Here is a 20,480-nt window from a genome sequence, read left to right as displayed (position 1 = left end):
CTAGACGCTTCAGGCCGAGCGTCCTGTCCCCCACAACGGCCGGTGGCCTGCCGGTGCCACCGGCCGTTGCTTTTGGGTTCAGATCGCCGGGATGAGGGACCGGCGATCTGTGTTCAGACAGTACCCTCTTCTGTCGGAACGTTCAATAGCGTGCACCTAAATAACGGCAAGAATTTTGCGAAGCGTTTGGTGATCTGCTGCGCGGCGGCTGGGAGACCGGGTCGCGGCTGGCCAGCCGCCGCTGAAGGGGTCGTCTGCAGGGGGATGATTGCCGACCCCGAAGTGAACATACCGTTAACTGACGGCACGTTCAAAATGGCATGCCGCGGGCGAGGGTCGCCGAGGTCATCGAGCTTCCCATCATTGGGAAGTGGTGAGTCCGAAGCGTGATCGCCGGAATCTATCGTTCGAGCAGGCTAGTTCGGCGGAAGGGAAGTCCGAGTGTCAGCGGCCGAGGACGCGTTCTACACGGGTGTTCAGAATCTTGGGTTGGTCGCCGGGGGTGTGCGCAACGAGCAGCACGCGGCGGCGGCGTTTCGGGCGGCCACCGACCTCGATCCGGACATGTGCGATGCCTGGCTCGGGCGCGCCATGGCAGGGGAGGTCACCTCGGAGGTGATCTACGGCGCCTATCGCTCGGTGCACAACCTCTACCGCGACCAGCAGCGGGCGGGTCTGGTCGAGCGCGCCCTCTGGTGTCAGGTCGAGATCGGCATGTACGGCCTGCGGGTGGCAATGGCCGATCGCGATCAGATCGCGATCGCTCAGGCGTGCTCGTACGCCGAAGGCGGTGAATGGCAGGAGGCCGCCGCGATTCTCGACGAGGTGCCACGCGACGACGTCTCCGACTTCGTGCGCATGTCGTTGTACTTCCGGACCAAGCAATGGCCGGAGGTGCTCGCCCTGCGCAACGCGCGTCCGGTTCTGGAGGATGGCCTGCTGGACATCGCCGCCGAGTTGATGACCGCTCAGTCCCTGGCACACCTGGGCCGCTTCGGCGAGGCCATGCCGCGCGCACAGCGGATCGTGGAGGACAGTTCCTCGGGCAACCTGTCCTACATCTGGGCCGACGCGCACTTCCTGCTCGGCATGCTGATGCGGCACAACGGCGATCACGACGCCGCCGAGAAGGTTCTCAAGGGGCTGCAGGGTTCGGCGTTGTGGCCCGAGCGCGAGGAATGGCAGCGCGCGGTGCGGGACAAGTCGTACCGATTCGAGGTCGCCACCGCGGAACTCATCGCGTCCCGCACGAACAGGTGGGACCCGACGACCGGTGATGATCCGCGCGAGGCGGCTGCCAGCGCGGCCCGCGCGGAGCGCGAGAGCCTTCTCACGGAGGCCTCCGATCTGCTGCAGGCGCAGATCGGCATGGATTCGGTCAAGGAGCAGGTCGACCGGCTCAAGTCGGGCGTGCTGATGGACCAGGTGCGCGCCAAGCGCGGGCTCGCAGTGGATTCCAAGTCGCAGCACCTCATCTTCTCCGGCCCGCCCGGCACCGGCAAGACGACCATCGCCCGCGTGATCGCCAAGATCTTCGCCGGCCTCGGTGTCGTGGAGAACGCCGACGTCATCGAAGTGTCCCGCAACGACATGGTCGGCACCCACCTGGGGCACACGGCGCCCAAGACCAACGCGCTGATCGACTCGGCGCTGGGCGGCGTGCTGTTCATCGACGAGGCCTACACCTTGATTCAGGAGGGTCTCTCCGGCGGCGACGCGTTCGGCAAGGAAGCGGTCGATACGCTGCTGGCCCGGATGGAGAACGATCGCGACAAGCTCGTGGTGATCATCGCCGGGTACGAGGATCAGATCGATCGGTTCCTGGCTTCCAACGACGGCCTCGCCTCGCGTTTCACCAAGCGCATCCGGTTCGCCAGCTACGGCGCCGACGAGTTGGTGCAGATCGCCGACCATATCGCGCGGAAGAAGGATTCGATCCTGTCCGAGCAGGCGCGCGAGGTGCTGCGGCTGCGGTGTGAAGAGCTGGCGGGACAGACCAAGAACGGCAGGCGGCTGATCGACCTGGCGGGCAACGGCCGTTTCGTGCGCAACGTCGTCGAGGCCGCCGAAGCCGAGCGTGACTACCGCTTCACCAGAGACAACGCCGATATCGCCGCGATGACCGATGAGGAGCTCATGACGATCGACGCGTTCGACGTCAGCGCGGCGCTGGAGGGTTTGGCGCCGAGCGCACGGGCGTGAGGCGTCCGCTGAGCCAGTATTCCCGCTACTGGGAATGTGGGTCGTACTGATGCTGTAACCGCTGGTTACGGTGTGGTGGCAGGGCGGCGGAAGGAACGAGAACCGGTGGCGCGCTTCCGGGTTGTGACCAAACACCAGATCTCCGGCTGGCGTTTTCTGCTTCGCCGGATCGAGCACGCGCTGGTCCGTCGGGACGCGTCGATGATCGATGATCCGCAACGCGGTCGCTCGACGGCGTTGTCCATCGGCATCGCGATCGCCTGTGTGATCATCGCGGGCGCCGCGGTGCTGGCCTTTTTCAAGCCCGCCAAAAAGGTCGGCGACTCGAACATCGTGGCGGAGAAGGACAGCGGGGCATTGTTCGTGCGCCTGAACAACCGGTTGTTTCCAGCGCTGAACCTCACCTCGGCGCGGTTGATCGTCGGTTCTCCGGACAAGCCGGTGCAGGTCTCCCGCGAGGAGTTGTCGAAATACCCGCGCGGGCCGTGGGTCGGTATTCCCGGCGCGCCCGGCAGCATCGTGGACACCGACGAGAGGGATTCGTCGTGGACGGTGTGCGACACGGCGCGAACCGGTGCGGCTGCGCCGGTCAATCCCGCCACCGGCCTGCCGACCTTGAGTCGCTCCGCGGTGCGGACCACAGCGATCGGCGGCCCGCTGACCGTGGATGGCGAGGCCAACCGCCCGCTGGGGGATGGCGAGGCTCGTCTGCTGCGCGACGACACCACGACGTGGTTGGTGTACGGCGATGCCGAGAAGGGCGTGGTTCGCGCCGCCATCGACCTCGCGAACACCGCGGTCGCCATGGCGCTCGGCATCGATTCGACCGCGCCGGTGATGGCGGCGTCCAAGGGCTTGGTCAACGCGATTCCGGAAGCGCCTCCGTTGCGGGTGCCCGACGTGCCGGGTAAGGGCGAGTCGATCACGCTGAACAATGGATTCACCACGCCGGTCGGGTCGGTACTGACCGTGTCGACGCCGGACCAGGGAGCTTCGTATTACCTTGTGTCGCAATCGGGGCTGGTGCGGATCAGCACAGTGTTGGCGGCGATGGTCCGGAACGCGGACTCCCAAGGCTCGGTGTCCACCCGCGCGGTCGGGCCCGATGTGATCGCGGCGAATCTGCGTCCCGGACAATGGCCGGGCACCGCCTCCTATCCGGTCCGACCGATTCGTCTGGTCGACCCCGAACGGTCCGGCGTGACGTGCTTGCACTGGTCGCGCACCGGAAACGACCCGAACGCGACTACGGAACTGCTGGTAGGCAGGCAGTTGCCCCTCACGAAAGACGAGCAGGGCCGCTCGGTGGACCTGGTGACCTCGGCCGCCTCGCGTGGCACCACCGCGGACGCGGCCTACCTGCCCAGGGATACCGGCCGTTTCGTGCAGGTCACCGGCGCGGAACCGGGGTCGCCGCTGCGGGAATCGCTCTACTGGGTCTCCGACAGCGGCGTCCGCTACGGCGTCATCACCGCTAACAACGGAGGTGGCTCCGATCCCACCTTGGCCGCGCTCGGGCTACGAGCGCCGGTGCCGGCGCCGTGGAGCATCATTTCTCTGTTCGCGGTCGGACCCGCCCTGTCCCAGAAGGAAGCACGCATCCAACACGACGGAATTCCGAACAACAAGACCGTCGCCGGGCTCGGTGGTTCGTAGTGACCACGACTCGCCGATTCGTGCGGCCGGCCCGGATGGTGCGCGGTCCGAAGGCCCCCGCGGTGACCGAGCTGCGACTACAACCGCCGACCGAGCTGCCCAAGCCGGTTCCGCCGTCGCGACTGCGCATGATCATGCCCGTGGTCATGGTGGCGGCCATGTGCGGCATGATGGTCATGATGTTCCGCGGCGGCGGAGCCATGAACCCGATGATGTTGATGTTCCCCGCCATGATGTTGGTGTCGATGTTCGGCATGATGGGCGGTGCGTTCGCGGGCAACTCCAGCGGCGGCGCGGCGAGCCTGAACGAGGAACGCAAGGACTACCTGCGCAGCCTCACCGACAACCGCAAGACGGTGCACGCGGCGGAGGCCGAACTGTATGCCTTCCTGCGCTACACCCATCCCGGTCCCGAGGAGATCGCCCGGCTGATCGGTGGCAAGCGGATGTGGGAGGTGCAGGTCGCGAGTCCGCAATTCCTCCGGGTGCGGGTCGGCCGCGGGCGCATCGCCAACCAGGTGCGCGTCATCGTGCCCGAAGCCGCGCCGACCTCCGATCTGGACCCGGTCGGCGTCGTGGAACTGACCCGTTTCGCCAAGGCGTACTCCACGGTCGGCGGCATGCCCGTCGCGATCAATCTGCTCTCGGCGCCGCAGGTCGGCATCGACGGCGATCCCGATCTGGTGACCGGTTTGATTCGCGCGATGATCGCCGAGGTCGCGGTGCTGCACGGCCCGGACCAGGTGGCGGTCGCGGCGGTGCTGTCGGATCCGGACGCACCGGAATGGTCCTGGCTGAAATGGCTGCCGCATTCCCAGCATCCGAGTGAGACCGACGCCATCGGCTCCAGCCGGATGGTCTACCGCACCGTCGCCGAGCTGCGTACCAAGGTGCTCGCCGGGCTGAATCGAGGGCCGTTCTCGGCCAATTCACAGCCCACCCTGGACCGCACGCACTACCTGCTGATCGTCGACGTCACCGGGCCGGCGAGCGATCGCGACATCTCCGGCATCGATGGCTGCACGTGGCTGCGGCTGGGGTCCGCGGAGCAGAATCTGCCGCGCGCACTGCGCTTCACCGTAACCGAGGACCGGTCGCTGAACGAGGTGTCTGCGCGCGGGTTGCGGCGGGTCGGAGTGGCCGATTCGCTGTCCGTGGCGGCGATGACGTCGATGGCGCGCAGTCTTTCGCCGTACCGATTGTCCACCGTGGTCGAGGCGGTGGCCGCCGAACAGGCCAGCGGTGGCACGTCTTGGGAGGAAATGGTCGGCATCGCCGACCCCGGCGCCATCCGCGTGGAACAAGCGTGGATTCCGCGTCGCGACGAGGACCGGGCACGTCTGAACATTCCGTTCGGTCACGACCCCGCCGGCGGTGTGGTCTATCTCGACATCAAGGAATCGGCCGAAGAAGGCATGGGTCCGCACGGCATGTGCATCGGCGCGACCGGGTCGGGTAAGTCGGAGTTTCTTCGCACCCTGGTGCTCTCGGCGGTGGCGACACACTCCCCGGATGTCCTGAACCTCCTGCTCGTCGACTTCAAAGGTGGCGCGACCTTCCTCGGATTCGACCGGCTGTCGCACGTGACGGCCGTGGTGACGAACATGGAGGAAGAAGCCGACCTCGTCACCCGTATGGAAGACGTCATCAACGGTGAGATGGCGCGGCGGCAGCGGATCCTCCGTGACGCGGGCAATTTCGCCAGCGTCGCCGACTACGAGCGGGCCAGGGAGCAGGGGGCGGACCTGCGCCCGCTGCCCACGCTGCTGATCATCCTCGATGAGTTCGCCGAACTGCTCGAGCAGTATCCGAACTTCTCCAAACTGTTCGTGGCCATCGGCCGATTGGGCCGATCGCTGCGCATCCACCTGCTGCTCGCGTCGCAGAAAGTGCCCGCCAACCGGATGGGCGAGCTGGAAGCGCACCTGTCCTACCGGATCGCGCTGCGCACCAACCAGACCAGCGACTCGCGCGACGCGATCGGCACGGCGGACGCCTACCACTTGCCGAAGAAGCCAGGTTCGGGTTACCTGCGGGTGGGCTCTGGCGATCTCCAGCGGTTCCAGGCCGCGTACGTGGGCGAGAAGTACTCGCCGCCCGCGCAGGTGTCCGCGGCCTCCGCGCAGCGCGCGCGACGGCCCGGCGGCGGGTACCGTCCACCGCAACGCTTCATCGCTGGGCACATCGCCGACACCCGGCCCGCGGTAGTTGAGCCGGTGGCCGTCCAAGAGGCGCCCGAGGCTGCCGACGGCGAGTCGATCACCGTGATGGAAGCGGTGTTGCAGCAACTGGCCCGGCACGGAAATCCCGCGCACAAGATGTGGCTGCCGCCGCTGGTCACGCCGCCCACCTTGGAGCGGATGATCCGCGCTGTGCCGCAGGGAGCGTTGCAGATGCCGTTGGCGTTGGTGGACAAGCCGCGTCAACAACGCCAGGACGTCTGGTCGGTCGACATGTCCGGCGGTGGCGGGCACATGGCCATCGTCGGCGGCACGCAGTCCGGCAAATCGACGGCGCTGCAGTCGTTCATCCTGTCCGCGGCGCTGACCCATACTCCCGAACAGGTGCAGTTCTACTGCCTGGACTTCTCCGGCGGCGGGTTGTCGTCGTTGGCGAATCTGCCGCACGTGGGATCGGTCGCTGCGGCCAGGGACGGTGACCGCATCCGGCGGACGATCGCGTTGGTGACGAACCTGCTCGAGAGCAGGCAGTCGCTGTTCGCCGAGTTCGGGATCGACACCATCCGGAAGTTCCGCACGGTGCGTGACGGGCCGGGTGGGGCGCCCTGGCTCGACCGTGATCCCTACGGTGATGTCTTCTTGGTCATCGACGGATGGGACGTCGGGTTCGGTACGAACGGCCCGTACTACGACGAGTACACCCCGCTGATGGAATCCCTCGCCCTGCAGGGTTTGAACTACGGCATTCACTTGGTGGTGAGCAGTTCACGCTGGATCGCTATTCGCCCCGCGATCAAGGACCTGATGCAGACTCGCCTCGAGATGCGTCTGGGCGACCTGGCCGACACGACCTTCAATGTCCACCGCGCTGTGGTCGCGGCGATCCCCGCCAACCGGCCCGGGCGCTGCATCTCGACCGACGGCCTGCACATGCTGACGGCGTTACCGCGTATCGACGGGGTGGGCGATGCCGAGACGGCCGCGGAGGGCCTCGCCGCCGCCGGCGCCGAGATCATCCAGCGGTACCCCGACAGGCGCGCGCCGCAGGTGAAACTGCTACCACCGCAGGTAAGCATCGATGAGGTGCGCGCGGGATGGCCGGTGCCGCAGACACTCGCGCAACGACTCGTAGTGCCCTTCGGTCTCCGGGAATCCGATTTGCGGCCGGCGACGATCGATTTCAGTGTGTCGACGCACTTTATCGTGCTCGGCTCGACCGGATCGGGGAAGTCGACCACATTGGCTGCTCTGCTGGCGTCCATTCAGCGTCAGTATGACCCCTCGCAGGCACGTGTGCTGCTGATCGACTACCGGCGCAGGCATTTGGAAACGGTGCCGCCGGAAATGCTCATCGGGCACGTCACCAACGAGCGTGACCTGCGTGATGCGCTGCCTGCGCTGGTGGAGAAGATGCGCTCGCGGCGCCCACCGGAGAATGTGACCACGCGGCAGCTCGCGGAAAGATCCTGGTGGAGCGGACCTGAGGTCTTCGTCGTGATCGACGACTACCACATGATCGCGCAGCGCGGCGCGTTCAATCCGCTGGAGCCGCTGAAGGAGATCATTGTCGACGGTCGAGACACCGGCTTGCACGTCATCGCGGCGCGCAACATCGCGCAAGCGGATACCGCGTTGTACGACAACGTGATCGGCCAGATGAAGAACCTCAATTCCTCCGGTCTGGTCATGGATGGCTCGAAGCTCGACGGCATACTGATCGGCGACGTGCGAGCCACCAAGCAACCGCCTGGACGTGGAATCTATGTGGAGCCCATGAGTTCCCGTAGAGACCTCGTCCAGGCGGCCTGGGTACCCCAGCAGATGTGATTCCGGCGGGTCGTCCCAAGGTTGGGAATAAATTACGGTTTTCTTAGCAGCCGCTCGATCCGAGCTGGTAGTCACGCTCGATTGGAGTCTCGCCATGGCGCTCCCGGATGTTGGCAAGATGCTGCCGGATGTGCAGGAGGCCGAGACCGCTCCCCGGTGGGCACTCGGGTCCATCTCCGGCAGGGCTGTCGGTTCGGGGATGTCGTCGAAACGGCGGCCGGCAGTGGAGCCGCGCGGGATTCCGCTGAGCGACGTCGGAAGGCCCTCGGATACTGCCACGCTGGTGTCGGCCGCTCGGTGCGATCGTCGAAGACGGGACGCCACCGAAGCGAGAGAGATCCATGCTTTCGCAGCGGTATTCGATCCCGAAGTAACTCAGGAGGTGCCGGTACTGGAGAAGCTCTCCACAAGCGGTGTGGTCGAGGACGTCGGTGTCGCGAGTCGCGTATCGACGAGTCCGATGCACACGTTGTCAACGTCCTCGGCGAATCCGTCCGAGGCAAGGTAAACGCCCCATAGGATAGGAATAGATATGGCCATCGGCTACACCGGCGACGAGGATGACATCAACACCGCCGCCAAGAAGTTCTTTACCCACGCAGACACCTTCAAGAACCATTTGGGCATTCTCGAAGGAATCAAGATGGAGTACGCGCCTGCGGTTCAGGGCGCGACCGGAAATGCCATCCAGCAGGCGATGCAGGGAGCTCTCGACAAGGGCGGAAAGCTGCACTCGACCTTCATGGAGATCGTCGACGCACTGAATGTCGCCGGTTCGACCTTCGGTAGCCAGGACCAGGAAAACGCGTCGCAGGTCAACAAATACAATCTCAACTTCTGATGCCGGATCTGCAGAAGAAAGATATCGGGAAAGGTCTCCGAAAATGGTTTTGAAGAACGATTACAATGCCGTTGAGGGCCTGGTGATCCGCACCAGTAAGGCGCTCGAGGACATGACCGTCAACAAGGAGGAGCGGAAAGCGGTAGCCGCTCTGCTCGAGCAATATTTCCAAGGTGACGCCGGTAGCGAAAACGAACGCCTGCAGAAGCGCATCGATGGCCTGATCACCCAGTACAACGAGGCGCTGGAGAGTCTGAAGGCGGCCACCAAGGGCGTGTCCGGCATCGATGGCCAGTTCCGTGTGGTTGACCAGGGTCAAGCCATGAGGTTCTCGCAGATCGGGCTCTGACGACCCGGTCCCGATCGCCATCCGCGCGGATCGTCCGGCTCGACTCGAGCCGGCTCCGTGATGGTCGATCGGATGCGATGGCGGTGCTCGCGTTGTGCCGGTGCCGCGGCCGCTCGGAAATCGAATGCGATCGCCCTCGACGAATTCGTTCGCGAACATCGTCGAGGGCGATCGCATGTCCTGGATGCCGGTCGGCGGGGTGGGCGGACGACTCGTGTCACGTGACGCGTCCGCTCGGGTTTCAAGGGTCTTCCGCAGGCGGCGAGGGGTGGTCGGCAGGGGTGAACGCGAGTTCCGTGTCGCATCCCCATCGCTGGGAATAGCTTAACGTTCTGATTGCACCGCTCGATGTCGATGTACTACTCGCCAAGAGTGGGTACTGGTCGTTAGGAGACTTCCATGCATCTCGCTGTCGATTGGGATCATCTCCCGGTTATCGCCTCGCAACTGGGCGTCAGCGCGGAGGATTTGATGTTGATGCTGGGTGCGACCGCTCCCGTCGCTGTCCCCGCCCCGCCGGGTCTCGATGATGTGAGCGCGCTCATCCCCACCGCGTGCGCCAAGCAGGCGGGGCTGTTCTTCCCCACCACGGCAAACGGAATCGCCCTCGGCGTCGATGGTGCGGTCGCTCTACCAGAAGTGGGCGTTGCCTTCGCTGTCGGTGACGCGACCGGCCATAGCCAGGTGATCAGTAGAGTAGCCGCGTTCTAGGCGCGGATACCGCGAGCGAAAGCTGACGAGATGCTTGCTGTGGTACTCGGCGCGCTGGGGCCGGAGGGGATCATCGCCCCGGTGCTCGCCGGCGATGGGGTCGCCACGACGCGGCTGACCGCGAAAGCTTATTCGGCTATGGCCATGCGATTGAATGCCGCCGCGGCCAACACCGACAGTTCGATGCTCCAGATGAGTACGACGTTCCAAGCGCTCACCGCCGACCAGGCGCAGGCGGCGTTCCGCAAACATGCGGCATGGTTGCGTGAGCAGGCGGCGGTGGCCGAGGCGACCGGCCAGTTGCTGGACCGAGCGGCGGACATCTCCACCGCCGCGAAGGCCGCGATGGCGGTCCTCGCCGCCAAGGCCGCCCAGGTCCGGGCTCAGGAGGGCGCCGCGCTCCTCGGCGGTTTCGGCCCATTGAGCGGGGCGGCCCTCCTCGAAGCCGAAGCCGAGTTGCTCGCGCTCCGAGCGGCCGCCCTCGGCGTCATGGGCGCTTACGCCGGGGCGCTGGTGCCCACACTGGCCGCATTGCCGCCACCGCTCGAGGCGCCGCCTGTCGTGACCGGCGGCCCAGGGCCGGGTCCGCAGACGCAAAACGTGTCCTACGACAACCCGACCGACTACACCGGGAACGACTTCACCAAGACGGACCTATCGTCGACGTCTACGGGCGATGGGCCGACCAACGGAACGGACAACACCGGATCGGGCGGTGATAAGAACCTCACCGATACAACAAAGCCCGACCCGACCCAGCCGACGGATCCCACTCAACCGGCCGATCCGACCCAGCCGACGGATCCGCTGGACCCCGCCACGAATCCCGAGCAATTGTCGCCGGACCCGAATGCCAATGGCTGGTCCGGAGATTCGGGAATGAACGGCACGGGAGACGGAGCCACGGACCAGTGGTTGTATGGCGCGTCGCAGAACTCGCCGACATTGGCCGCATTGAGCGGTGGAGCCGGGAGTCTCGTCGCGCTCAATATGGCCCGCGGCGGCCTCGGATCGATGCCGGGCGTTGCGACCGGTTTCCGGATGCCCGCCAGCTGGAATCCAGGAGCCGGACGGGCGTTCGGCGCCATGCCGCAGCAAGCGGCGTCCGGGCCGATGGGCCGGAAGGGTCCGCCGCGCGGTGCGGTCGCGCCCAGGGCGCGAATGCGACGACGCCGCGACGACGAGAAGAGGTCGTCGAAGGTGTTCGTCCCGGGTGAACCGCAGGATGTTCCGGTACTCGAGCAACCTCCCGTCATCGGGGTCATCGAGTACGAGGACCGGGACGGCCGAGACGAGGCGATGCTCGAATCGGTACCGGCGGTGGGTGTTATCGAGCGAAACGACAACGAAGACGAAGGGGTCCTCGCCTCCGCAGAACGTCCTCGGTGAAGCGCACCGAGGCCGATATCCAGTCGAAGGGGATGATCGATGCATTCGAGGAAGGTGTGGAAGACGATCCGGTCGCAATCGACCTGAATGTCGATGCCGCCCTGCTGTTACAGCATCTGGTCGACATCGAGTCCTATCCGCCGGTACTGGCGCTGCTGCCGAACATCTACCGCATCGAGGATCGGGATCGGGTGTACGCCGTAGTCGCCGAGCAGCTCACCGAAGTGGGCGTGCTCGAAGATGGACGCGTGCACCCGGTCGTCGAGCACTGGCTGCGGTGCCTGTACCGGCCGGACGTGGAAATGGCGGTACGGATCCTGGACACCGGTTTGGACGGCGAGCCGAAAGGAATGCTGCGGATGTCACTGGTGCGCGCGGGCGAGACCCATGTACTCGCGGTGCGCTCCGACGACCATGTCGTCATCCAGTCGGTGTTCCAGCAGGGCGACCAACTCGACACCTTGCCGGCTGCTGTCCTGGCCGCGCTCGGTCCGGCACCGGTATTGCAGTTCGAGTCGGTCGCCGCCACGGTGGAGCAATTCGGGGAGATTCCCGATGACCCGGACGAACGGCGGCGCGCCCTGGTAGAACTCGGGGCGGAACCGCACGCCGCCGCGGTGTTGAGCCGGGTGCTGGACGAGGTGGTCCGACGGGCGGAGGTGGTGATCATCGAGCATCGCGACGGCAGCTCCGCGCAGTCCGTATCCAGCGTGAACGTGGTGGATACGCTGTCGGGGCGAATCATCGTGACGCCGAGCGTCGCGATGGACGGACGGAAGTGGGCGAGATATGCCCCTGGCGACGATGCGGCTTTACGGGCGGGCATCGGGGCGCTCATCGACCTGCTGCCCGGTCGAAGTTGGTTCGACACCAGCAGAGTGAACTGAACGTCGGACCGTGGTTGTGGAGAGGACGACGGATATGAACCGAGCACCGAGCAGAAACGGTCACGCGGCCGAGTCCGCGCGCGCTCGCGGCGGTTACGACGCGTACTTCGCCCCGACGAACGAGCTGTCCGACGCGGCCGTCGCGCCGGGCCCCGCCGCAGAGATGAGTCAGGACGCCGACAAGTCCGCCCACGTCGATCCGGTGATCGGTGCGCCGCGCGAGCCGCAGGCGCCCGCCGGGGAGCCCGATCCCCGCTCCGCGCAGGCGGCAGTGACATCGCCGGTCGGTGCGAGCATGCCGCCTCGGCAGGCGAATGGGCCGACAGCGCAACCCGACATGCCGCCGCAGGCCAATGTGGCTCCGCCGCGGACAGATGTGCCCCCGCCGCCCAATGCCTCATCGGCACCGACGAATATGCCTCCATCACAGAGGAACGCGCCGTCCGCGCAGGCGAGTACGCCTTCGCCCGACTATTCGGCGGCCCCCCCGCCTGCCCCGCAACAATATTCGGCGCAGCAGCGGTCCGCCGAGCAGTACCAGGTCGACCGTGCTGCCTCCACGCAGTCCCAGGCGATCGCGCGAACCGACGCTACGTCCGCGAATCAGGAGTGGGCGTCGGGCTCGGCCACGCCCTGGGTCCCCGAGCGCGTCGACCACTCCGCCTACGAGCCGACGCCCCGCATCGAGGTGCTGCCCGCCGCGCTCAGCTCGATCGACCTGCTCGCCGACATCTCCGCCGCGAAGCGGGCGCAGCTGCGATCCAACTCCGGGATGCGCGGCGCGCTCAACAAAGTCGGCTTCAACCTGGGGCTCTCACCCGCCGAGCAGCGCGCCGAGGACCGCAAGACGCGCATTCGGCGCCAGCTCACCACGACTTATCAGATCGCGGTGATCAGTGTGAAGGGCGGCGTCGGCCGCACCACCACCGCCGCGACGCTCGGCTCGACCTTCGCGGGCCTGCGCCCGGACCGGGTGGTCGCGATCGACGCGAATCCGGACTTCGGTGATCTCTCGACCCGCACCTGCCGGCACCCGTACGGCTTGACCTTGCGCGACCTGGCGCAGTCGCAGAACCTCGACGCGTTCTCCGCGGTGCAGTCGTTCACCTCGATCAATTCCTCCGACCTCGCCGTGATCGCTTCGCCGTGGTCCACAGAGGCCACCGAGGCGCTGTCCGGTCGCGAGTACAGCACCGCCGTGGAAACCCTGCGCAAGCACTTCAATCTTCTGGTGGTCGACTGCGGGACCGGCGTGCTCGATTCGGTGACGGCGACGGTGCTGCAGACCAGCGATGCCGTCGTGGTCGTCACCCCCGCCACCGTCGGCGGCGTGACCGGCGCGGTGGCCACCTTGAACTGGCTGAGTTCGCACGGCCTGCAACACCTGATCGCGAAGTCGATCGTCGGCATCGTGCATCACCAGCCGCTGAAGCCGACCGTCGACGTGGACGCGATCGAGAAGCTGTTCGAGACCGCGCAACGCCCGACCTGCGTCCTGCCCTATGACGCGCATCTGGCCGAAGGCGGCGAGATCGACCTGCGGTTGTTGGAGAAGGAGACCGTGCTCGCGTTCGAAGAGCTGGCCGCTTGGCTGGCCGATGGATTCCCTGGATACCTCTCCAGCGGCGCCGACAGCTCCGGTGACCGCGGAGGGTGGCGATGAGTACTGCCGTCGCGCCCGCGCCCGCCGGGACGCAGCCGTCGGCGGAGGTCGCGCGGGCTCGCATCGCCGTGATGGTTTCCACCTATCAGGTCGACGTGGTGGTGCCGACCAAGTTCACCATCGAGACGTTCATCGATGATCTGCTGGTCGTGCTGGCCTCGGCGATCGATGACGAGAGCGTCGATTTCACGCCGCCGCAGGGACAGTGGAGCCTGGCCCGGCCAGGCGAGCCGCCGATTCCGCGCTGGCGCAGCCTGGCCGACCACGACGTCACCGACGGGGCCGTGCTGATGCTGGCGGTCGTCGAATCGGCTGAGGTGTTCACGCCGGTGGTCGAGGACATCACCGACGCTCTCGCCTTGATCAACGAGCGCGAGTTCGCCGAGTTCGACGCGAACACCGCGGCGATCGTCGGGCTGTCCGTCCTCGGCATCGGAGCCTCGGCGGTGGCCGCCATGCTGGCCTGGTCGTGGACCATGACCGGATCGACGCTGTGGTGCGGGCTGCCCGCCCTGTTGCTCGGCGGGCTGTGCTGGGCCGCGGCCGCGCTGGCCCATCGGCGCAACGCGCCGGCGAAGCTGCCTCTCGGCTTGACGCTGACGGCGACGCCGCTGCTGTTCGCCGGAGGCGCGATGCTGGTGCCGCCCGCCTATGGTCAGCCAGGCCCGTTCGCCGCGGCCAACCTGGCGGCGGGGGCGGTGGTCGCAGCGGTAGCCGCCGCCACCATGATGCGGTTGAGCAAGACGGGCATCGCGACCCTGATGGCGGTGACGGTGCTCGGCATCGTGCTGACCGTCGCGGCGTTGCCGCTGACCTACGCGGATCTGTCCGTCGGGCAAGTAGCGGGCGGCACGGTATTCGTCGCGATCGTGCTGTTGACCGCGGCGCCACGTTTGGCCGTGGTCATCGCTCGCATTCGTCCGCCGGATCTGCCGGACCCGGGCAACGAGGTCTCCCCGACCACGCTGACCGATATCTTCGACGCGGAGACGGTGCGCGAAGGCGACGAGCACACTGCCGTCGGCGAGCAGCAGCGCCATGCCAACGAAGCCGGTATCGAAGGCCGTGCCCGGCTCGCGGTGACCAGCCTGCGCGGTTTGATGGCCGCTATCTCCACCGTGCTCGCGATCGCCGCGGTGATCTCGGCCGCGGTCAGCCCAGGCGGCATCCGCGAGATCGTCATGGCCGCGGCGATCGGCGGACTGCTTGCCATGCGCGCGCGCTGGCATCCGGATCGAGTGCAGGCGATCGCGCTGGTCGCCGGGTCCGTGGCGACCGTCTGCGGTGTCGGCTTCGTTCTGGTCGGCGCGTACGAGAGCCCCGTGGCGCGGCTGGTGGTCGGCCTCGTGGTGGCGTCGGCGGCCTGCCTCGCCTGCGTCGCGGCGCTGCGGCTGCCGGGCAAACGGCTGTCGCCGGTCACCCGCAGGGTCATCGACCTGGTGGAATACGCGCTGATTCTGATCGTTCCGGTGATCGCGTTCTGGATCATGGGCGTCTATACCGCGATGCGAGGGATCTGATGAAGGTCGGCAGTGCCGCTGTGGCGGTTCTCGCCGGGGTGATGCTGGCCGTCCCCGCCGCACCCGCGGTCGCCCTGGAGCCGCCCCAGGTCGTGGTCGGCGCTCCGCCCGCGGACGACCCGCCCGGGCCCGAGCAGCCGATGAAGCAGGACAAAGGCTGCCTGGCCGCGGGTGTGCTGCCCGACAGCGATCTCAGCCGCACGCCACCGGCGGAGCTGGCGCTGGATCTGCGCCGTGCCAAGGCGCTGAGCAGGGGCGCGGGAGTGACCGTGGCCGTCATCGACACCGGGGTGCAGCCGCACCCGCGCATGCCCAACCTGGTCGGCGGTGGCGACTACCTCGCGGCCGGCGGCGACGGACTGTCCGACTGCGACGCACACGGCACGCTGGTCGCCGGAATCATCGGCGCCACCGCCGATCCGCAAGATGGATTCGCCGGAGTAGCGCCGGACGCGCGCATCATCTCCATCCGTACCCGTTCGGGCGCGTTCAGTCCCGAACGCCCGAGTTCCGATCCGAGCCAGCGAACCGCCATCGAGATCCGGACGCTGGCGCGGGCTATCACGCGCGCCGCGAATCAGGGCGCCGGTGTGATCACCGTGTCTCTGCCCATCTGCCTTCCGGTGGACGCGCAGGTCGACCAGTCCATGCTTTCGGCGGCGATCGGCCATGCCGTCCACGTGCGCGGCGCGCTCATCGTGGCCGGTGCGGGTAACACCGGAGGCGGCGGCTGCGCGCAGAATCCGGACATCGACCCGACGCGCCCGGCGGACCCGCGCAACTGGCGCGACGTGAAGACCATCTCCACCCCCGGGTGGTTCGGCGCCGACGTGCTCACGGTGGGCTTCACCACCGCGACCGGCGCTCCCATGCAGGATTCGCTCACCGGACCGTGGGTTTCCGTCGCCGCCCCCGGTACCGGCATCGAATCACTCGGACCGGGCGGCGGTGGCCTGATCAACGGTGTCGGCGAACCCGACAAGCTGGTGCCGGTCGGCGGTGCGTCGTTCGCCGCGGCTTACGTCAGCGGGGTTGCCGCCCTGTTGCGGTCCCGTTTCCCCAACGAGACACCGCGCGAGATCGCCGCCCGCCTGCAAGCCAGCGCGCACGCCCCCGCACGCGGCATCGACAACGCGATCGGCGCGGGCGTGATCGACCCGCTCGCCGCCCTGAGCTATCGCACACCGCCACAGCAGCCATCGGGCCTGTTCCGGTCCGCGGAACTACCGGTGCCGCCGCCGCCGCGCGCGAAGGATCTGCGGCCCGCGATCACCGCGACTGTCGTCATCCTCGCCGCCGTGCTGCTCGGCCTCGCGGGCAGCCACCTGAACTCCGTCATGCGGAGGCGCCGGTGAGCTTCCCGAGCGTACGGGTCGCCGGCGTCGAGCGTGGTCCGTTCGCCGCCTTCGTCGTCGTCGGCAGCCCGCTGCTGGTGGGCCTGTCGGCGAAGACGCCGTGGTGGGTGAGCGCGGTGGTGGTCACGGTCCTGGTTGTGACGGTGACCGTCCGGGTGAACGAACGGACGGGCGTTCGCTGGCTGCTCGACTGGGCGGTCTACCGCAGAGCCCGGGCCGCCAGGGCGCGCGAACGCACGCAGATCGCCAGCATTCGGGACGTGCAGGTCGCCGCAGGTGTATGCGGCGTCAACGAGGCGGGCAGCACGTTGGTCGCGATGATCCAGCTCGCGCCGAACCTGGACCTGCCCACCGTCATCGCCGAGCGGACCCTGTATACCGAGGACACCATCTCGGTGGACATGCTGTTCCCGATGCTGGATCAGTTCGGCATCGCGGTCGACATCGACATCGTGACCACCGGTCAGCGGGTCCGCTCGGGTGGCAGCTACAGCATGCTGTACGACCAGCTGATCGGCACTCATCCGGTGGTCGGTGACCGGTTGACCTGGCTGGTGGTCCGGCTCGATCAGGAGCGCAACCTGCAGGCGCTGAGTAAGCGCGGACCGTGCGCGGTGGTCGCCCCCAAAGCGCTGGCCAGTGCCACGCATCGGATCGCGAGCCGGCTGCGCGAGCGGGGCATCGCCGCGCACGCGCTGCCCGCCGCCGCCTTGCGGGAAGCGACGCGCCTGCTGCACGCGGGAGTCGAACTCTCCGATCTCCGGGAGAATTGGAGCAATCTGGAGTCGTCGGTGCCCGGCCGGTGTGTGACCAGCTTCCTGATCGACTGGACCCGGTTGGGCTCGGAGAGCCTGGACGACTGCTGGACCTGGAACCGCGGCCGCACCACCCTCGTGGTGAGCCTGACCGACGACACGGTAGGTCCGCGCGCCATCGTCCGGTTCATCGGCCCCGCGGTCACCACCGATCCGCCGGACTATCTACGGCTGCTGCGCGGCGCGCAGTCCACGGCCTTGCTGGCGTCGTTGCCCACCGGTGCCTCCGTCCGCGCTCTGCGCGGCTTCGAGTCCGGCGCCGACATCGCACCCGAGGATGTCGCCAGCGATCTGGCCATCGCGATCGGACCGAATGGTCAGATCCTCGGCGCGATCAGCGGCCAGCCGCGCCACACGCTGGCGCTGCCGTTGTTCGATCCGGCCCGGTTCAACCCGCGCCGCCGCACCATCGACGTGCATGCGAGGTTGCCCGTCGCTCAGCAGATCATCCTGCGGGCGATGGTGGTCGGCGCCGACGTGGAGATCCATTCGGCGCGTCCGGAGAGCTGGCGCCAGTTGGTGACCGCGGTCGGCGATCCGCGCTCGATGCGCTTGGCCGACCCGGGCGACGGGCATACCCGCTCGCAAACTGCGGAGGTGGAGCCCCCGGCCACCATCGCCGTCTTCGACCACCTGCCGCCACGTGCGTCCAGGGCGCACACGACGGTCACCATCAGCGAGCCCGGCGGTCCGCGCAGGCGTGCGGTCGATCTCGCGATCAACCAGGTCAGCGCAACCGCGGTGGACGTGAGCATCCCGATGCGCACGGTGCGGGTTGACCTCATCGAGCCGAGAGGCGAAACACGATATTTCGATACTGTCGACGGCCCGCCCGCGCATCCCGCGCAGGCATCCGGACCCGTGGTTGCACCTCCGCAACCCGGTGGCCGTCGCGTGAGCTGATGGGAGCGGTCGGTTAATGTCTATCACCGTGGTAGCGGACACCCATTCCGATGGCGGCGATCTCCCTCATCCGGACGCCGGGGACGCGCTGACCCCCAGACAGGCCGCGGCGGCGATCTTCTCCAGTCGGCTGTCGGAGCTGATCGCGGAATCCGTCGTCTCGACCGAGGACGGATCGACGCGGTCGCTGACGCTCTACTCACTGGCGCAGCATCTGGAACTGGCCTACCCGGACGTGCCGGTGTCGCAGTCGGGCCTGTACCGGCTGATCCACGGTGACGCGATCCCGCGCTTGGACCTGGTGATCGCGCTGGCGCGGGTGTTCGACGTGCCACCGGAGTACTTCGTGACCGAGGAGAAGAAGCGCTGATCCGGCCGACCGGCTGTTCTCTCCAGCGGGAATAGCGACGGCTCGGTGGATGACATGATCCGGATACGATCCGGATCATGCCCGCCGAGGACCCGGGAGACGTCTTTCTCCGTCATCGAGGTGCGGTCCTCGACGCACTGCTCGCCGATCCTTCGCTCGGGTCTTCCGCGTCGCCGTCCACCGTCGCCGCGGATTTCGGCGCCGACCCGGTCGACAGCGCGGCGATCAGCGTTCCGTCGCTCGGTTTGCCGGATCTCGACTCGCAGCCGCGCGAGGCCGCGCCGCGGCGTCGCGCCGGTGACGGCCCGAAGGCCAGCGAACGCATCCTGGCGCTGCTGAACGGGCAGGCGCAGGACCCCACCCCGGCGATGGATTTCGCGAACGACTACTCGTCGGTCGCCGCGAGATCGAACGCGGAGGCCACGCCGGAGCCGGAGCCGGAGCGTCCGTCGACGGCGTCGGCCACCCGGCTCGCCCCCGCGCAGCAGATGGCGAAGGACGCGCTCGTCCAGCTGCGCAAACCCAAAGTCGCGCTGATCGTCGCCGCGGTGCTCGCCGTCCTGCTGGTGCTGCTGTTGATCACAACGGGCGGCCAGGAGAACACCTCGCAGAACCAGGTGCTGGTCGTCACGCCGCCGCCGAGTTCCGCCGCGCCGTCGACCTCGCCCGCACCGCCGGCGAGTGGGATCATTCAGCCGAAGGCCGCGAACTCGAAGTGCCCGCCCGGCAGCACGTCGGCAATGGACGCTTTCGGCGGGCAGACGGGCAAGGCGTGGTCGTGTGTACGCGCCTACAAGGTCGACGGGCAGGTCATCACCATCGATCTGGGCAAGACGTATCAGATCGACTCGATCGGCATCGTGCCCGGCTGGGACCACATCAGCGCCGACGGCACCGATCAGTGGGCCAAATATCGCACCGTCAGCCGGGTTTCCTACCAGTTCGACGACGCCAACAAGACCGTCTACACGCAGCCGACCCTCGACCAGCGGACCCTGGTGGTGACCAAGACCGAGCCCCCGGTGAGCGCTTCGAAGATCGTGCTGACCGTGCTGGAGTCCAAGGGTGATCCGTCGATCAACACCACCGCGATCGCCTCGATCGTCATCACGGGGCGCTGAGGTGTCCACCCTGCCCGAACTGGTCTGCCAGTACTGCTCGCACCGCAACACCGGTGCCGATGCGCGCTGCGCGCACTGCGGAGCGCCGCTGCACGCGGCCGTGGACAAGGTGAAGTCCGTCGCGGAGAAACTGCCCGCCCAGGTCGCCGAAGTCGCCGAGAAGGCCGGCGGCGAGGCGAAGCGATTGGTGCACAAGGCGTATCCGCGCTGGCAGTGGCAGGCAGTCGGGGTGCTCGGGCTGCTGATGGTGCTCGCCGCGGTCTGGGGTGTGCGGTCCTGTTCGCTGTCGCTGCCGTCGACGGTGCAGGGAACGGCGCCGGTGCGAGCCATGCCGGATCTGCTGCGCACCTCGGCGATCTGTCAACCGCTCGACTCGGGCGGGCAGCGAGAGAAGTGCGTCATCACCGCCACCGACCCGATGTTGTTCGGCAATATCGCCGGCGGCCGTGACCTGACCCTCTACGTCGAAGTGCTACCGCAGGATCGATTGGCCGACAGCATCTCTCGATGGCGCGGCGCGGGCGGAGCGGCCCTCGTGGACGGTCCCGTCTACGCGGCGATCGGCCCCTCGGCAACCGTCTGGTACGCCGACACTCGGACGGGTCTGCGGTTGGAGACGGGCACCTTCGCCGGACGAACCGGTGCTCAGACCTTCATGTCGAGGGCAGGGCTGGTCCGCTGACGTAACAGC

The 20,480-nt window shown here is 67.4% G+C and carries 15 protein-coding genes; all 15 read left to right on the top strand.

All coding sequences use genetic code 11. The features are described 5' to 3' along the window. Window positions 1–441: 441 nt before the first annotated feature. The 15 genes from eccA (at window position 442) to ACWEKR_RS20490 (ending at window position 20,471) form a co-directional block, all read left to right on the top strand. Window positions 442–2,202: a type VII secretion AAA-ATPase EccA gene (gene eccA / locus ACWEKR_RS20560; RefSeq protein ID WP_195087220.1), complete on the top strand. Its 1,761-nt coding sequence runs from the start codon at window positions 442–444 to the stop codon at window positions 2,200–2,202. A 105-nt stretch (window positions 2,203–2,307) separates the two neighbouring features. After that, on the top strand, window positions 2,308–3,858 hold the full coding sequence (gene eccB / locus ACWEKR_RS20555; protein ID WP_452355828.1) for a type VII secretion protein EccB: 1,551 nt from the start codon (window positions 2,308–2,310) through the stop codon (window positions 3,856–3,858). Further along, on the top strand, window positions 3,858–7,865 hold the full coding sequence (gene eccCa, locus ACWEKR_RS20550) for a type VII secretion protein EccCa (RefSeq protein ID WP_452355827.1): 4,008 nt from the start codon (window positions 3,858–3,860) through the stop codon (window positions 7,863–7,865). Before eccB ends, eccCa begins: the two co-directional genes overlap by 1 nt. A gap of 532 nt (window positions 7,866–8,397) precedes the next feature. Next, the gene (locus tag ACWEKR_RS20545) at window positions 8,398–8,706 is read left to right on the top strand and encodes a WXG100 family type VII secretion target (protein WP_452355826.1); all 309 of its coding nucleotides are present in this window, start codon (window positions 8,398–8,400) and stop codon (window positions 8,704–8,706) included. A gap of 43 nt (window positions 8,707–8,749) precedes the next feature. After that, window positions 8,750–9,055, top strand: a complete 306-nt coding sequence (locus ACWEKR_RS20540) for a hypothetical protein (protein WP_452355825.1) — start codon at window positions 8,750–8,752, stop codon at window positions 9,053–9,055. Window positions 9,056–9,454: 399 nt separating this feature from the next. Further along, entirely contained in the window at window positions 9,455–9,766 is a 312-nt protein-coding gene (locus ACWEKR_RS20535) for a hypothetical protein (protein WP_452355824.1), read from the top strand. A gap of 30 nt (window positions 9,767–9,796) precedes the next feature. Then, the gene (locus ACWEKR_RS20530) at window positions 9,797–11,155 is read left to right on the top strand and encodes a PPE domain-containing protein (RefSeq protein ID WP_452355823.1); all 1,359 of its coding nucleotides are present in this window, start codon (window positions 9,797–9,799) and stop codon (window positions 11,153–11,155) included. After that, entirely contained in the window at window positions 11,152–12,042 is an 891-nt protein-coding gene (locus ACWEKR_RS20525; protein WP_452355822.1) for an ESX secretion-associated protein EspG, read from the top strand. The genes ACWEKR_RS20530 and ACWEKR_RS20525 overlap by 4 nt, the downstream gene beginning before the upstream one ends. 34 nt (window positions 12,043–12,076) lie before the next feature. Next, window positions 12,077–13,705, top strand: a complete 1,629-nt coding sequence (locus tag ACWEKR_RS20520) for an AAA family ATPase (protein ID WP_452355821.1) — start codon at window positions 12,077–12,079, stop codon at window positions 13,703–13,705. Further along, the gene (gene eccD, locus ACWEKR_RS20515; protein ID WP_452355820.1) at window positions 13,702–15,225 is read left to right on the top strand and encodes a type VII secretion integral membrane protein EccD; all 1,524 of its coding nucleotides are present in this window, start codon (window positions 13,702–13,704) and stop codon (window positions 15,223–15,225) included. Before ACWEKR_RS20520 ends, eccD begins: the two co-directional genes overlap by 4 nt. Next, window positions 15,225–16,580 (top strand): type VII secretion-associated serine protease mycosin, encoded by a 1,356-nt coding sequence (gene mycP / locus ACWEKR_RS20510; protein WP_452355819.1) that lies wholly within the window; start codon window positions 15,225–15,227, stop codon window positions 16,578–16,580. The genes eccD and mycP overlap by 1 nt, the downstream gene beginning before the upstream one ends. Beyond that, entirely contained in the window at window positions 16,577–18,298 is a 1,722-nt protein-coding gene (gene eccE, locus ACWEKR_RS20505) for a type VII secretion protein EccE (protein WP_452355818.1), read from the top strand. The genes mycP and eccE overlap by 4 nt, the downstream gene beginning before the upstream one ends. Window positions 18,299–18,314: 16 nt before the next feature. Continuing rightward, window positions 18,315–18,668: a helix-turn-helix domain-containing protein gene (locus ACWEKR_RS20500; RefSeq protein ID WP_063024976.1), complete on the top strand. Its 354-nt coding sequence runs from the start codon at window positions 18,315–18,317 to the stop codon at window positions 18,666–18,668. A gap of 77 nt (window positions 18,669–18,745) precedes the next feature. Next, the gene (locus tag ACWEKR_RS20495) at window positions 18,746–19,789 is read left to right on the top strand and encodes a hypothetical protein (protein ID WP_452355817.1); all 1,044 of its coding nucleotides are present in this window, start codon (window positions 18,746–18,748) and stop codon (window positions 19,787–19,789) included. 1 nt (window position 19,790) lies between these two features. Further along, window positions 19,791–20,471 (top strand): hypothetical protein, encoded by a 681-nt coding sequence (locus ACWEKR_RS20490; RefSeq protein WP_452355816.1) that lies wholly within the window; start codon window positions 19,791–19,793, stop codon window positions 20,469–20,471. Window positions 20,472–20,480: the final 9 nt, after the last annotated feature.

Source organism: Nocardia sp. NPDC004573, assembly GCF_053602135.1.
The sequence above is the reverse complement of the archived record's forward strand: the minus strand, read 5'-3'. Positions and strand labels throughout refer to the sequence as shown.